Below are 14,549 nucleotides of genomic sequence, written 5' to 3'. Positions count from 1 at the left end.
ATACTTTTCAAACTAAAATGAGATCAGCGCTATTTTTTTACGCGCAATAAATTATTCACGCCAAACTGTATCTGCAGCGCATTAAAAGCATCGAAGGCTTGCAATAAATTTCCAATTTGCTGATTGTGCGATTCGACTTGCATCAGGGCATACGTGCAAGCTTCAAAAGTCGAGAGTTGATCCTCAGCATGTGCCTGCCGAATCTGATAGCGCGAAGCTGGTACCTCAGTCAATGCGTAGCGCGGTAGCGCTCGTAGCAAGGGACTTTGCAACAGCATTTGTTTACTGTGGCGCCAACTTGCGTCAATCAATACGAGTCGAATCGCGGCGTCTGAGCCGGGTTGGTGTGATGACGCAGCGGGCACGCTAGCGACTGAGCCCGTTTTCGCAACAAGCGTCGAGCCAAAAACTACGCTATCTGGATAAAGTAACACGCTGGTTTTACCATTCGCATTTAGGTGCTGCTGCAATGCATTTGCATCGAACGCTTCGCCCACGACAATCGCACTCTTTGGCAAACATAAATGTAAGAGCCGCGCGCTGCCTTTGACATGGTGCACCTCGGCGGGATGCTGCAAAATCAGCACTTCGGTTTGGCAGTCCACACGACGAACACAAGCGCAAATACAGGCGCGCAATGCACGCTCGCATTGCGGACAGATTGGCCGCTTGGCTTGCCCACTCGGACGTGCACCCGGATGTGCACCCGGACGTACATTTTCTGGTACATTCGAAGGTGCATTCTGTTCTGAAGTCTGTTGCTGAATCACTGCCATGTTCGCTGCCTTTGCTCGAACTTTACTTCTTGAGCAAATTGATTAATGCAGAAGACAAATCAGAAAAATCAAATTGAAATCCTCTGGCCAGCAAGGCTTTTGGTAACACCTTTTGTCCGCCCAAGAGCAAATCCGAGCGCTCGCCTAACACCAAATTCAACACAAAGGCTGGCGTCATCAACAATGCGGGACGATGCAAAGTATGCGCCAATATTTGTGTAAATTCGGTATTCGTGACGACCATAGGTGCAGTCAAATTGAAGGCACCATGCGCTTGTTCATCATCTAACAGGCGTAACACCGCGCGCAGATAATCTTGACGATGTATCCAACTCATCCATTGCTTGCCATTGCCTAAACGGCTGCCCATTCCCAATTGGAAAGGCAGTAACATCTTCTTCAGCACGCCACCCGCTTCGTCCAGGACCAAACCTGTTCTCAGGTACACAAGGCGTAAGCCTAGATCTTTTGCAGGCGCAGCCGCTTGTTCCCACTGCTCGCAAAGCGTCGCAGAAAAGTCATTCCCAGCCTGCGCATCTTCGTATAAAACTTCTTCTGGATGAATGCCGTAATAGCCGATGGCCGAGCCACTGAGCAGTACTTGCGGCTTAATCGAGGCTTGACGTATTTTCTCTATGAGTTTATGCGTCAGAGCAACCCGGCTATCTAGTAAAACTTGCTTACGCGATTCACTCCAAGCTTTGTCAATAATCGGCTCACCCGCCAAATTAATCACCGCGTCGAAATGCTGATCAGGCTGCCAATCATCCAAACTTGCCAAAGCACGCACATCTGCGCCACATAGACCGGCGACCAAATGCGGACGACGGCTCAATACAGTCACCTGATCGCCACGCGCTGTGAACGCTGCACACAAGCGACGTCCAATCAGACCGGTTCCACCAGTAATTAAAATATGCATGCTATTTCCGTTCTTAATTTCCGTACGCAGTTGTCGCACCTAAAATGCCGATGGCAAGTTATCTAGAATGCGCAATTTATCACCGAAACTCCAGACTCGCTGCACCTCGATCACATCGTATTTCAATGCCAAGGCGGGCGGGAACGCTGAATATGGCGAATTGGCCATAATAATATTGCGGGCTTTCTCATCAATCGCACGCGAGCCACTACTGCGCATGATCGTCACTTCTTCAATGCTGCCATCGCTGCGCACCACCATATTGATCTGCACATTATGTTCAACCTCGCTTAAAGTACGACGTTCGTAAATTAAATTGCCATTGCGTTCGAGTTTGTGCTTCAAGCTATCGACATACATGCGCAAAGGAACTTCTTTATCATAGGCACCAAGGAAACTACGTCTGCGCGCGGACTTTTCGTCGGCTAATTTACTATTCGACGGTGTCGATTTCAATAAATCAGTATTGCGCGCCTGCTCGCGCAAACGACTGGCGAGATCGCCCTTGCCCAAGTTCTGTGTGAGTGCACCGCTACTATTGGCATTGCTTGAACTACCAGTACCGCCCTTACCATCACCATTGACATCACTACGATTGGATGCGCCAGTTTGGCGCGATGCGGCTATCGCGGCTTCGCGTTCCGCATTAGCACGTGCAGCATCGGCCAGGGCTTTTTGCTCAGCTAATTTTTGTTCCTGCGCTTTTTGTTCAGCTAATTTTTGTTCAGCTAACTTTTGCTCTGCCAGCTTTTGTTCAGCTAACTTTTGTTGTGCGATTTTTTGTTCAAATGCGCGTTGTTCCGCTATTTTTTGTTCAGCGATTTTTTGCTCCAACAGTCTTTGTTCTAACTGTTTTTGTTCCGCCGCTTTTTGCTCTGCAATTTGCAACTGACGCTGAGCTTCCACCCGCTTCGCTTCCAAATCTTCTTGGCGCTGACGTTCAGCGATTTCTAAGGCGCGCTTTTTCTCTGCCTGCTCTTCCGCCAATTTCTGACGCAATTGTGCTTGTGCCTGCGCTTCTTGTTTTTGCTGCTCTTGTTCTTGCGCCAATTGACGCAATCGTTTCTGCTCCGCCTGACGACTTTGTTCTTCTTGCTTTAAGGTTTCTTGCGTCAATAATTCTTGGCGTTTTGCCTCCCGCATGGCTTCTTCTAACGCTTGTTCACGTTGTTTCTGCTCGAATACTGCTTTCTGTTGCGCGAGAATTTTTTGTTGTGCCAATTGTTCAGCCTGTTGACGCTTCAAATCGTTGGTTTGCTGAATCTGCTGCAAACGTTCAGCCTCTTGCTGCTTTTGTTTTTCTTCATTCGCTTTCGCGATTTGTTGCAAGCGCTCTGCTTCTTGCTGTTTTTGCTCAGCTAAGACTTTTTCCTGCGCTATCTTTTTTTGTTTCAGCTCTTCTTGACGTTTTTGTTCGGCAATCAGGTCTGCTTCGGCATTTTTATCGATAATCGCATCTTCAGGAATAGCTTCCAGCTTTTGCTTCGTTTCTTTCTTATCTTGTGTGTGCCGCTCTAAATCCTCTTCGCTGGTTAAGGGCACAACAAAATCATCATTCTTGATCTTATCTTGCGCGATGATACGCGTCGGTGATTCAGACGGCGGTGGCACACGCTTTTCGATCGGCAGCGGTGGTACTGGCTTACTCTTAACCGATTTGGCCGGTTTCTTCTCAGGCGGGACTGGTTCCGGTTTCGATTGCATAGCTAACACTTGCAAACCGGTCGGTGGCGCTGTCATCTTAGGAATGGGCGCAGGTAAAATGGGAGTAGGCAATTTAAACAGCTCGGGCGTCGTCACTGCCGGCGTCGGTGGCACCGGCGCCGCTTTTGGGGCTGGACTGGCAATTTCTACCTGCAGCGTTTGCACCGGCGTACGTCGCTCTTTCCATGGGACTTCGAGACTTGGAAGATCGAGACCAGGGATACCAAATTGCAAAGATAAGATTAGTGCATGTGCGATCAGTGATACCAGAATACCACCCATCAATCGGCGATTTGCCACAGCATCATCGCTCATTACTTGAGGTTCTTCGGGAGTAGAATCAAAACGCATGCAAATTGATATTCATAAGAAACAATGAATCTTCATTATCCCAGATTTTCTGTTTTTCACTGGTTTTCTTATGTAGTGTGTTGCATGGATCGCTGTTGCCTTGCTACATAGGTCAAATAAGACTGGAAATGGCACAGTAACTCGCTTCGCGATTCAATTTACAACGCTAGTTTCACGCTTAACGAAAAATAAACTCGCACCGACCAACATCAAGACCGCACCAAACAGTCGATTTTGAATACGCTGCGCTTTGACGTCGCGCATTAGATTTTGCAATGATGATGCCAATAAAGCATAACTATGCATTACGCTGGCGTCTACCACCACCATGGTCACAGCGAGAATAATCAACTGGGGCAGCAAAGCGGCATGACTATTAATGAAGTTAGGCAAAACCGCGACCATAAAAACAATCCCTTTAGGATTGCTGGCGTTCGTCAAAAAACCTGTGAGGACGCGGCGGCGAAAACTCGGTACCTGCGCAGTATCCTGAGTGCCTACTGCGGACATATTTGAGCTCGTCTGGGGCTTACTGAAAAATTGTGTGACTCCCAGATAAATCAAATACAAGGCACCTAATACTTTGACGATGCTAAATGCAGTTTCAGATGCGAGCAATAAAGAACCAACGCCTGCACCAGCGACAATTAAGACTAAAAGCAAGCCAAACTGCAATCCCAATATCGTCACACTAGCACGCTTCACACCATAAGCCAGTCCATGGGACATCGACAAAATCGCCCCAGAACCGGGGGAGATAGCGATCAGGCAGGCAGCACAGAAAAAAGAAAACCAAGTAGCGAAGCTCATAATATTTATTTATTGAAGCGAATGAATAAGGCACGAATTATCCCGCAAATTTGCGCATTTGCCGCATTCACTTTCACAATCAAACTAAAAGATCGTCAGAATATTCAAATAAATTTAGGGAATACCATTCGCGCCATATTGCAAAAATCCCGGACGCTCACACAAGCGACCGAAATACCTTGCGAGCGCAGGTAAATCTGCATGTGCAATTGGTGCGGAACGCCAGCGATTGAGTGACAGACCCAGCACGATATCAGCCAGAGAGAACTCAGCACCATTCACATAGGCATCCGTGCCTTGCAATTGCTGATCTAAAATTTGCATATGGCGATTCCATTCACGCACACCATGCTCTAGTGCAGCTACATCGCTATGCGCTGGGCTTTTGCGCACGGTGGCCATGAAGGCATAGCGCCAGGAATTATTTAATTCTGTGGCCTGCCAATCCATCCATTTCTCTATTTGTGCCCGCGCCATCGCTTCTTGTGGCAACAAATCACACCGTTCAAAACGGGTTGCCAGATAACGGCAAATGGAATTTGATTCCCACAAGGTCTGGCCTTCATGTTGAATCACCGGCACCATCGCGTTTGGATTAAGCGCCATGAATTCTGGCGTTGTTGCCGGATTTGATGTGCCCGAACCGACCTCAGTTAATTCAAATGGGATACCAATTTCAACACAAGTCCATAAGACTTTGCGCACATTAATTGAGCTAGATTTACCGAAGATGGTTAACATGAGGATTAAAAGTAGAGTTACTGAAAATCGTATTCTACACATCTCATTGATTGTGCTGTGTTCGCGATGTCAAATTCAACAAGCGAAACAGCAGCAATCAAAAAATTCCAATAAACAATCTGAAAATAGCTAAGCTCACTGACCCTAGCTTATTACTCCCCGCAATTACTCCGCCTTATTACGCTGCGGTTTTCTGCATGAAGGGATAATCCGTATATCCTTTCTCTGCGCCGCCATAGAAAGTCGTACGATCTGGTGTAGTGAGATCGGCGCCAGCGGCAAATCGTTCGACCAAATCCGGATTCGCAATATAAGGACGACCAAAGGCAACGGCATCGGCTAATCCGCTGGCAATCAATGTATTGGCTTCTTCCGCGCTATAACCACCACAGCAAATTAATGTGCCGCTAAATGCTGCACGCAATTGCTGACGAAATTCCGCACTCATTTCAGCGCCGCCTACCCAGTCTGGCTCGGCAATGTGCAGATAAGCAATGCCGCGCTTGGTGAATTCACGTGCCAAATACAATGCACTTGCTTCTGCTTCTGCATCAGCGATGCCATGCGCCACAAAGTTAGGTGATAAGCGCACTCCAACGCGTTCTGCGCCCATTTCACGGATCGCTGCATCCACGGCTTCCAGCATCAACCGTGCACGGTTTTCAATACTGCCGCCATAAATGTCGTCGCGTTGATTACTATTGGTAGCAAGGAATTGCTGCAACAAATAGCCGTTCGCGCCATGCACTTCCACAAAATCAAAACCGACACGCTTTGCACGATGTGCAGCTTGACGATATTGCTCAACGATGCCTGGAATTTCTGCCAATTCCAGAGCGCGCGGCTGTGCTGTTTGCACGTTCGCTGGCGTGCCATCTTCTTGAATCACAAAGCATTGAGAATTTTCTGCCGTAATCGCCGACGCCGAGACTGGCGCTGCGCCATTTTCTTGCAAAAGATTATGTGAAATACGACCCACATGCCACAGTTGCAGCGCGATTTTTCCTTGTTTTGCATGCACAGCATCGACCACAGTTTTCCAGCCTGCTTCTTGCGCATCAGTGTAGATACCGGGCGTCCACGCATAGCCCTGACCTTGACGCGAAATCTGGCTTGCTTCAGTGACAATCAAACCAGCACTGGCGCGCTGCGCGTAATATTCGACGTTTAAGGCATGTGGAATATCACCAGGTTGCGCTGCACGCGAACGGGTTAATGGTGCCATCACGACGCGATTGGCTAATTCGGTTGAACCGACTTTAACAGGGGCTAATAATTGTTCAAACATACTATTTCTTTCATTGAATTAAACCAGTCCTCAATAAATTAGACCGGTCGTCTAGATTGTATTTCAAAAAAATAGGCGTATGCCTATCGAGTATTTCCGCTCTTTACCGCTTATTTTTACTCTGCTGCTTTAGAGCGTTTCAACACATTTGCAACTTATCATTCACCAACTTTATCCCGAATCATCACACTTACCTCGCGTTAGTCGGTTGCAGCAAAGTCTTAGTCTGTTGCATCGCGATGTCCAATGGCCGCAAATGCAAATTCACCTTGCTTAATAAAGACGCCCCAACCCAAGTGGCATACAAAAATTCTGCTAACTCATCAATATTGCAATCCGCGGATAAATCACCGTCTAGCTGCACTTGCCGCAAGGCCTCTGCCAGCTTGCGAGTAATACCCTGCATCCCTACCGTCAAAGACAAGCGCATTGGCTCGGACAAATCAGAAACTTCAGCCGCCAACTTCACCGCCAGACATAACGTCTGACAAGCGGATTGCTCGGCCTTCTGTTGCCAACTCGCGAAATATCGGATCACACGCTCGCGTGCTGGCAAGTCACCTTCCAACAAAAGCTCCTGCAGGCGCGGCTGATAGTCGGCAAAATACCGCTCCAACATTGCCACCCCAAATCCTTCTTTGGATTGGAAGTAATGATAAAAAGAGCCCTTAGGCACCGCTGCCGCACCCAAAATTTCACTCAAACCCAATGCGGAAAAACCTTTTCCCAAAATCAACGACTGACCGGTCGCCAAAATGCGCTCACGAGTGTCGTGCTGGGTGGAATGAGTAGAGTTTGAGGTTTGCATGGCAATACAATATTAGACCAGTCGTCTATTGTCAAGGAAAATATTCGACGATGCGTATTTATGGCTCACAAGTACATTGTTTTACCTAAAATGAAACTGATAGGAAACCATCCATTTTTGCATCCCCTTAACATCTTTCTGTCTAAGTGAAATTTCAAGCTTTCATAAAATCGACCGATACCCATCATGGCGAGCAAACTTTTTTAAGTACTCTCGCAAAGCATTTTTCAAAAAATTTTGATCCATACTGACTGGCATTCTGATCGGAATGGTTGCGGTTTACACTGGGAATAGCTTGGTATTTTTTTGCTGATTTTGTCTGTTGTCTTTGAGTGATGTTTGTCGCTCATTAATGCCTAATTTAGTTCGGCCTAATTCAGTTCAGCCTAATCAGTTCACACACATACCGACGTTCTCTGCGTTTCCGCATCATCCAAGTGGTCTCTGCGCGCTAAAAAAGACGTAAGACGATGTTTAACAATGTACTTGCCAGCCGATTTTTACGCATAGCTTCATGCTCCATTCGCATCGAATGATGCGGATACTTTTATAGAAATAATGATGAAAAATCGTGAGTATGACGATGTGCCATTTTGATGGGATACACAAATGAAAATCGCAAGTTCAGATATACAACTGCAGGCCAGTTATGTCGCCACACAGAAATTAGAAACCCAGGAAAAAACGCGTGCATGGGTGGGTAGTCAACGTCCTGATTTTGAAGGCATGGAAGCGCGGCTGCGTGATGCTGGCGCGGCTGTTGGTCAAACCAAAAGTGCTGATATGTCGCGTGAGGCTCGGTCTTTACTTCCCTTCGACCTAGTCCAATTATCTGACGCTGCATTGCAAGCACAAGCGCAAGCAAGAAGCAGCGATGCGGCTAATGCCGCGGATGCAGCAAGTGCGGTTGATCGTATTCAAGATGATGTTGATAATGATCCGCGTATGATGGTAATTCGCTATTTGATTGAGCTGTTAACCGGACGTAAAATTGACTCGCTCAAGTCAAGTGATCTGCAAGACAATTCGGCCACCAATGTTAGCGCACCTCGACCAACTACGACACCAAATACAGCAACGCAAAACTCAGTGGAGGTCGCGCCAAAAAATCCTCGCCCGAATGCTGGTTGGGGTGTAGAAATTGATGTGCATCATAGCTACACAGAAACGGAGCAGACGAAGTTTCAGGCGAACGGCACAATCACCACAGCCGACAATAAACAGATTAAATTTGATCTAAGCTTCGCATTAAATCGTAGTTATCACGAAGAGAGTCAAACGCAAATTCGCAAAGGCGATGGCAAGAAAGTTGATCCGCTCACCTTAAATTTTTCAGGCAATAGTGCGCAATTAACGTCACAAAAATTTGAATTTGATTTGAATGCAGACGGCAAAAAAGATTCAATTTCTTTTGTAAAAGGCGCAGGTTTTTTGGCTTTTGATAAAAATAGTGATGGCAAAATCAATGATGGCACTGAATTGTTTGGACCCGGCACAGGCAATGGGTTTTCTGAATTAGCCGCGTATGACAGTGATGGCAATCATTGGATAGATGAGAACGATGCGATTTATAGCAAACTGAAAGTCTGGACCAAAGACGCGGCCGGCAAAGATCAATTGCAATCACTTAAACAAGCCAATGTCGGCGCACTGTTTCTTGGGCAAGTAGAAACGCCGTTTGAACTCAAAAGCGGCAATAACCATAGCGATGGACAAATACGTTCAACGGGTCTGTGGCTGACCGAAGATGGGCAAGCTAAGACGATGCAGCAAGTCGATTTAGTCGTTTAAAAATAAGTGACCAGAACATTGTCACTGGTCACTGATTTTTTTGCGGGCAATTTAATTTACAAAATCACGCTCCACGACGCTCCAGAAAGAACTCTTTTAATAAACTCACGAAACGCACAACATCCTGTGTATTGATATCTAAATGTGTCACTAAGCGCACGCGCTTACCGGCGGAGATAATAACGCCATGTTCGCGCAAAAAATCGCCAGCAGCCAAGCCAAGTTCTACCGATGCAAATTCGATATAGAGCATATTAGTATGGGCGGCTTCAATTTTTAACTCGACGATTTCACTGAGACTGTGCTGCAATTGCTGTGCGTGTGCATGATCGTCAGCTAAACGCTCGACGTGATGATCGAGCGCATAGTCAATCGCCGCTGCGATGATTCCTGCTTGGCGCATACCACCACCAACCATCTTGCGCCAGCGACGTGCGGCATGAATAAAGTCCCGAGGACCGCACAGAACACTACCTATCGGCGCACCCAAGCCTTTGGAACAACAAACCGACACCGTATCAAAAGCCGACGTGATCGCAGCCACAGGCAATTGCTGCGCCACTGCAGCATTAAAGACACGCGCGCCATCTAAATGGGCGGCCATCTTATGCTTGCGCGCCAGCGCGATGGCGGATTGCAAATACTCATTACTCAACACCTTACCGGAATGCGTATTTTCTAAACTCAACAGCGTAGAGTGCGCGTAATGCACGTCGTCGGGTTTTATCACTGCTTTGATTTTATCTAAATCCAAACTACCGTCTAGCTCCACCGCAACCGGTTGTGGCACGATGCTCCCCAAACTCGCGGCACCGCCCGATTCATACAGGTAAGTATGATAATTTTGCCCGACGATATATTCATCACCGCGCCCGCAGTGCGTCAACAAAGCTACCAGATTACTCTGGGTACCGCTCGCCACTAACATCGCAGCTTCCATACCCGTTAATGCTGCCATTTTTGTCTCTAGCGCATTGACGGTGGGGTCATCACCATACACATCATCACCTACAGCTGCACCACTCATGGCAATGCGCATTGCGTTAGTTGGGCGGGTGACCGTGTCGCTTCGAAAATCAATGACGCTACTCATGGTTTATTCTTTCTTCAAGTAAAAATATTTTAAGAAACTATGCTTGGCGTTTGCGCCATTTCTGTCACAGCAAGTACTGTTCAGCAAGTAAAAACAGAACAAGCTTGGAAGCAATCCCTAGCGTTTGGTTCCGTGATTCTACAGAAAAACAACTCAAGACTCTTTCAAGTGTCGATTAGGCGAAGAAATACATGGCGACCTCAAACAAATCCCTTACCAGATTCAGTATGTAATTTAACTATGCCGAAATCTGCATGCGATAAAGCAGAAATCGGCAAGACAAGCCATCGCTGGCTTCGCTACACTTTCCTTTACCATTTTTCTAATGATTTATATTCTGCAGACTGGAGCGAACGCATGTCACATTCGATGTCACACCGCCTACCAAATTCCGTACAAAAAATTCGTATTATTGATTCACACACTGGCGGCGAGCCTACCCGCTTGATCGTCGAGGGCGGCCCCGATCTAGGCAATGGGCCACTAGCAGAACGGGTTGTGATATTCAAAGAAAAATTCGACCATTTCCGTAGTGCCGTAGTATGTGAGCCACGCGGCTCAGATGTTTTAGTCGGCGCGTTACTGTGCAAACCTTACGACACCAGCTGTTCGGTTGGCGTGATCTTTTTCAATAACGTGGGCTATCTCGGCATGTGTGGCCATGGCACCATAGGTTTGGTAGCAACCTTGGCATATCAAGGCATATTGGAAATCGGCAGACATAAGGTGGACACGCCGGTTGGCGCAGTAGAGGTCGAGTTACATGAAGACCATAGCGTCACGGTTCACAATGTGCCCTCTTATCGTGCACGTCATGCCGTCAAGATCGAAGTGGAAGGACATGGACCTGTTACTGGCGATGTAGCCTGGGGTGGTAACTGGTTTTTCCTAGTCGCCGACCATGGTCAAGACATGCGATTAGCCAATGTCGAGGCGCTAACGAGTTTTGCGTGGCGTGTGCGCGAAGCCTTGAATGCGAACGGAATTACTGGCGACAACGGCGACGAGATTGATCACATCGAATTATTTGCACCACCATCGTCACCCGAAAGCGATAGCCAAAATTTCGTACTATGCCCAGGCAAGGCGTATGACCGTTCGCCTTGCGGTACTGGCACTAGCGCCAAATTAGCTTGTTTGGCAGCGGATGGAAAATTGCAACCGGGCGAAATCTGGCGTCAAGAAAGCATCATTGGCAGCGTGTTTGAAGGCAGCTTTGAACCTAGCAGCGAATCCGGAAAAATTCATCCGACTTTACGTGGAACCGCTTACGTGAATGCAGAAGCTAGTCTGATTCTCGATCCGCGCGATCCGTTTATTTTCGGCATCCGATGATGGGAGTCAATGATTACATCAACTACGACATCAACCATGAAATCTAAAGATACCTACGAAGTTGTCGTTATCGGCGGTGGCATCATCGGCTGCGCCTGCGCCGCCAGTCTCGCTAAAGCCGGACTTAAAGTCCTCATCATCGAACCTAGCACCATAGGCGGCGGCACAACGGCAGCAGGTATGGGACATCTGGTGGTGATGGATGACAACGCCGCAGAACTCGCCCTTAGCAGCTATTCACTGGAACTGTGGCGGGCATTGATCACCGAAGATCAACGTGAAGCAGCTCGCCATGAATACATGCAATGCGGGACGATTTGGGTCGCCGCGGATGACGAGGAAATGGAAGCGGCGCGTGCCAAACTCCAAATTTTACAGGCTCATGATATCGCTTGCGAAATGCTCAATGCAGAACAACTACGGCAACGAGAACCGCAGCTACGCACCGGCTTGGCAGGTGGCTTATTGGTCAAACAAGATGCTTTAGTCTACCCACCCAAGAGCGCGCAAATCTTACTGGAATTAGCCTTGGCGCATGGCGCTACTTTGCATCGTCAATCAGCAATCGATTTATTGGATGATGGTACACATCGCGGTGTTAAATGCGCGGATGGCAGTGAAATATTCGCGCAACACATCGTTGTTGCGAATGGGATAGCGTCGACGCAACTCGTCAATGATTTACCACTGCGCCACAAAAAAGGACATCTAGTGATCACCGATCGTTATCCCAACTTCATTCAGCATCAATTGGTTGAACTTGGTTACATCAAAAGCGCGCACGCGTCTGACGGTGACTCGGTTGCCTTCAATTTACAACCCCGTCCGACTGGACAAGTGTTCATCGGCTCTTCACGCCAGTTCGATGTGACGCACAAAGAAATTGATACAGGCATACTCAGCAAAATGCTGGCACAAGCGACTAGCTATGTCCCTGCATTGGCAGACCTAAAAGCAATCCGCACCTGGACCGGATTTCGAGCAGCGACACCAGATGGTTTGCCTTACATAGGTCCGCACCCCACCATACAAAAGCTCTGGATGGCGACTGGACATGAAGGCTTGGGCATCACCACTTCGCTTGCCACGGCTGAGATTTTGAAAGACCAGATTTGTCAGCAAGTGAGCAAAATTGCAGTCGAACCCTATTGGCCTTCACGTGCTGCTGGTCAGCATTAAAACTTTTTGCATCATTAATATGATCAAACGCGATCAGCCACGATCAAACACGATTCATCAGCGCATACAAAATGAAATCATCTAATCGTCCCACCCTAAGCCTGATCATCAACGGCACAGCCCATCAGGTTGAACCGGGCATCAGCGTTGCAGCCGCTTTAGCACGTTGCGGTTGCACAAATACCCGAGTCTCGGTGACTGGCATGCCGCGTGCACCTTTATGCGGGATGGGCGTTTGCCAAGAATGTAGGGTCAGCATTAATGGTCAGCCACATCAATTGGCTTGTCAAACTTTGTGTGTCAAAGACATGTATATCGTGACAGGAGAAGCTGTATGAGTAGCGATATCCTGATCATTGGTGCGGGTCCCGCAGGTCTGGCTGCGGCGACTGCCGCTGCCGACGCTGGTCTACAAATTGACATCATTGACGACAACTTTATGTCAGGCGGCCAAATCTGGCGTGGCGGTGCACAGCAACAACGCGACCCACGGGCACTCGCGATGTGGCAAAAGCTCACGAATAACAATCATGTCCGCTTTCACTTTCAATCGAAAGTAGTGCACGCATCTAAAAAAAATGCCGAATATGAATTCATTGTGGAGACCCAAGCCGCTTCGCAAGCGGGCACGCAATCCCACATTTTGACTGCAAAAAAAATCATCTTATGTACTGGAGCACGTGAGCTATTGTTGCCATTCCCGGGCTGGACGCTTCCCGGAGTCACCGGTGCAGGTGGCTTACAGGCCTTGGCGAAAGCTGGATATCCGGTTGCAGGAAAACGCATCATCGTTGCTGGCACTGGTCCTTTACTGTTAGCGGTTGCTGCCAGTTTGATTGAGCGCGGCGCGCAAGTCACCCATATTTTGGAACAAACGACTTTCAGCCAACTCGGCAAGTTTGGTTTAGGTTTACTCGCGACACCAAGTAAAATCACTCAGGCTATTGGTTTGTGGCGTAGTTTGCGCTCGGTCGCCTACCACAGTAACAGCTACGTGGAGGCGGCCGTAGGGAATGACAAAATCAACGGTGTACGTGTAAATATACAAGGCGAACAACGTGAATTGCCATGCGACTTGTTAGCCTGCGGTTATGGCTTGATTCCGAATATCGATATTGCCGCTGCACTGGGATGCGAACTGGAACACGATGCAAATAGCGAAACAGACTATGCGTGTGTAAAAGTCAACGAATGGCAAATGACATCACTTGATGGCATCTACTGTGCGGGCGAAGGCACGGGTGTCGGTGGTGTCGATTTAGCGTTAGCAGAAGGCTCGATCGCGGGCTATGCCGCCAGCAATCAAACAATTCAAAACATACCAGCCGAGCATTGTTTTGGCGAGCGCGATAGTTGGAAAAATTTTGCGCAACGCCTCCATCGCCATTTCGCCTTACGCAAAGAACTACGTCAATTAGCACAAGCAGACACCATCGTCTGCCGCTGCGAGGATGTCAGTTTTAGCCAGTTACAACAGTATCGCGACTGGCGCGATGCTAAGCTTCACACGCGTTGCGGCATGGGTGCTTGCCAAGGACGCATCTGCGGTGCCGCAAATCGTTTCCTATTTTCGTGGGAAAAAGATGTAGGAAGATTGCCGCTCAGCAGCGCCAAAATTAGCAGCTTATTGGTGCTCAATGCAGAACAACAAACACCCGCAGATTGACGCGAAAAAAAATCCCGAATCGAATACACAAGAATTAATCTCGCTATTCGAATCGGGATTTTGCATCTGGATACGGTATCCAGAT

The 14,549-nt window shown here is 48.0% G+C and carries 13 protein-coding genes; 5 read left to right on the top strand and 8 right to left on the bottom strand.

Annotation, left to right across the window (positions count from 1 at the left end; translation table 11 throughout):
- Positions 1-29: 29 nt before the first annotated feature.
- From ACO0KW_RS02620 to ACO0KW_RS02590, 7 genes are all read right to left on the bottom strand, one after another.
- Positions 30-776 carry a tRNA-uridine aminocarboxypropyltransferase gene (locus ACO0KW_RS02620; protein WP_423050352.1) on the bottom strand — a complete coding sequence of 249 codons (747 nt, stop codon included), beginning with the start codon at positions 774-776 and terminating at the stop codon, positions 30-32.
- Between the two features lie 22 nt (positions 777-798).
- Positions 799-1,698 (bottom strand): TIGR01777 family oxidoreductase, encoded by a 900-nt coding sequence (locus ACO0KW_RS02615; RefSeq protein WP_423050350.1) that lies wholly within the window; start codon positions 1,696-1,698, stop codon positions 799-801.
- A 39-nt stretch (positions 1,699-1,737) separates the two neighbouring features.
- The gene (locus tag ACO0KW_RS02610; RefSeq protein WP_423050348.1) at positions 1,738-3,753 is read right to left on the bottom strand and encodes an energy transducer TonB; all 2,016 of its coding nucleotides are present in this window, start codon (positions 3,751-3,753) and stop codon (positions 1,738-1,740) included.
- A 153-nt stretch (positions 3,754-3,906) separates the two neighbouring features.
- Entirely contained in the window at positions 3,907-4,563 is a 657-nt protein-coding gene (locus ACO0KW_RS02605) for a LysE family transporter (protein WP_423050346.1), read from the bottom strand.
- Between the two features lie 114 nt (positions 4,564-4,677).
- Complete coding sequence (locus ACO0KW_RS02600; RefSeq protein ID WP_423050344.1) at positions 4,678-5,304, bottom strand: glutathione S-transferase family protein; 627 nt, start codon at positions 5,302-5,304, stop codon at positions 4,678-4,680.
- Between the two features lie 178 nt (positions 5,305-5,482).
- The gene (locus ACO0KW_RS02595; RefSeq protein ID WP_423050342.1) at positions 5,483-6,592 is read right to left on the bottom strand and encodes an alkene reductase; all 1,110 of its coding nucleotides are present in this window, start codon (positions 6,590-6,592) and stop codon (positions 5,483-5,485) included.
- 190 nt (positions 6,593-6,782) lie between these two features.
- On the bottom strand, positions 6,783-7,400 hold the full coding sequence (locus tag ACO0KW_RS02590) for a TetR/AcrR family transcriptional regulator (RefSeq protein WP_423050340.1): 618 nt from the start codon (positions 7,398-7,400) through the stop codon (positions 6,783-6,785).
- 609 nt (positions 7,401-8,009) lie between these two features.
- Here ACO0KW_RS02590 and ACO0KW_RS02585 point away from each other — a divergent pair.
- A complete protein-coding gene (locus tag ACO0KW_RS02585) occupies positions 8,010-9,191 on the top strand; it encodes a hypothetical protein (RefSeq protein ID WP_423050338.1) in 1,182 nt (393 codons plus the stop codon).
- A gap of 64 nt (positions 9,192-9,255) precedes the next feature.
- Here the strand turns inward: ACO0KW_RS02585 and ltaE are convergent, their stop codons facing one another.
- Positions 9,256-10,284: a low-specificity L-threonine aldolase gene (ltaE, locus tag ACO0KW_RS02580; protein ID WP_423050336.1), complete on the bottom strand. Its 1,029-nt coding sequence runs from the start codon at positions 10,282-10,284 to the stop codon at positions 9,256-9,258.
- A 357-nt stretch (positions 10,285-10,641) separates the two neighbouring features.
- Here ltaE and ACO0KW_RS02575 point away from each other — a divergent pair, with 357 nt between their 5' ends.
- From ACO0KW_RS02575 to ACO0KW_RS02560, 4 genes are all read left to right on the top strand, one after another.
- Positions 10,642-11,619 carry a 4-hydroxyproline epimerase gene (locus ACO0KW_RS02575; RefSeq protein WP_423050334.1) on the top strand — a complete coding sequence of 326 codons (978 nt, stop codon included), beginning with the start codon at positions 10,642-10,644 and terminating at the stop codon, positions 11,617-11,619.
- Between the two features lie 9 nt (positions 11,620-11,628).
- Complete coding sequence (locus ACO0KW_RS02570; protein ID WP_423050332.1) at positions 11,629-12,798, top strand: NAD(P)/FAD-dependent oxidoreductase; 1,170 nt, start codon at positions 11,629-11,631, stop codon at positions 12,796-12,798.
- 71 nt (positions 12,799-12,869) lie between these two features.
- Complete coding sequence (locus ACO0KW_RS02565; protein WP_423050330.1) at positions 12,870-13,136, top strand: (2Fe-2S)-binding protein; 267 nt, start codon at positions 12,870-12,872, stop codon at positions 13,134-13,136.
- A complete protein-coding gene (locus ACO0KW_RS02560; RefSeq protein WP_423050328.1) occupies positions 13,133-14,464 on the top strand; it encodes an FAD-dependent oxidoreductase in 1,332 nt (443 codons plus the stop codon). The genes ACO0KW_RS02565 and ACO0KW_RS02560 overlap by 4 nt, the downstream gene beginning before the upstream one ends.
- Positions 14,465-14,549: the final 85 nt, after the last annotated feature.

The organism is Undibacterium sp. Ji22W (assembly GCF_049340305.1).
Lineage (GTDB): Bacteria > Pseudomonadota > Gammaproteobacteria > Burkholderiales > Burkholderiaceae_D > Undibacterium.
The sequence above is the reverse complement of the archived record's forward strand: the minus strand, read 5'-3'. Positions and strand labels throughout refer to the sequence as shown.

Bases quoted from the DNA above. Each gene is read 5' to 3' on its own strand.
- ACO0KW_RS02610 (WP_423050348.1), bottom strand. From the start codon at position 3,753: ATGCGTTTTGATTCTACTCCCGAAGAACCTCAAGTAATGAGCGATGAT.
- ACO0KW_RS02575 (WP_423050334.1), top strand. From the start codon at position 10,642: ATGTCACATTCGATGTCACACCGCCTACCAAATTCCGTACAAAAAATT.
- ACO0KW_RS02605 (WP_423050346.1), bottom strand. From the start codon at position 4,563: ATGAGCTTCGCTACTTGGTTTTCTTTTTTCTGTGCTGCCTGCCTGATC.
- ACO0KW_RS02585 (WP_423050338.1), top strand. From the start codon at position 8,010: ATGAAAATCGCAAGTTCAGATATACAACTGCAGGCCAGTTATGTCGCC.
- ACO0KW_RS02600 (WP_423050344.1), bottom strand. From the start codon at position 5,304: ATGTTAACCATCTTCGGTAAATCTAGCTCAATTAATGTGCGCAAAGTC.
- ltaE (WP_423050336.1), bottom strand. From the start codon at position 10,284: ATGAGTAGCGTCATTGATTTTCGAAGCGACACGGTCACCCGCCCAACT.
- ACO0KW_RS02620 (WP_423050352.1), bottom strand. From the start codon at position 776: ATGGCAGTGATTCAGCAACAGACTTCAGAACAGAATGCACCTTCGAAT.
- ACO0KW_RS02590 (WP_423050340.1), bottom strand. From the start codon at position 7,400: ATGCAAACCTCAAACTCTACTCATTCCACCCAGCACGACACTCGTGAG.
- ACO0KW_RS02615 (WP_423050350.1), bottom strand. From the start codon at position 1,698: ATGCATATTTTAATTACTGGTGGAACCGGTCTGATTGGACGTCGCTTG.
- ACO0KW_RS02570 (WP_423050332.1), top strand. From the start codon at position 11,629: ATGATTACATCAACTACGACATCAACCATGAAATCTAAAGATACCTAC.
- ACO0KW_RS02595 (WP_423050342.1), bottom strand. From the start codon at position 6,592: ATGTTTGAACAATTATTAGCCCCTGTTAAAGTCGGTTCAACCGAATTA.
- ACO0KW_RS02560 (WP_423050328.1), top strand. From the start codon at position 13,133: ATGAGTAGCGATATCCTGATCATTGGTGCGGGTCCCGCAGGTCTGGCT.
- ACO0KW_RS02565 (WP_423050330.1), top strand. From the start codon at position 12,870: ATGAAATCATCTAATCGTCCCACCCTAAGCCTGATCATCAACGGCACA.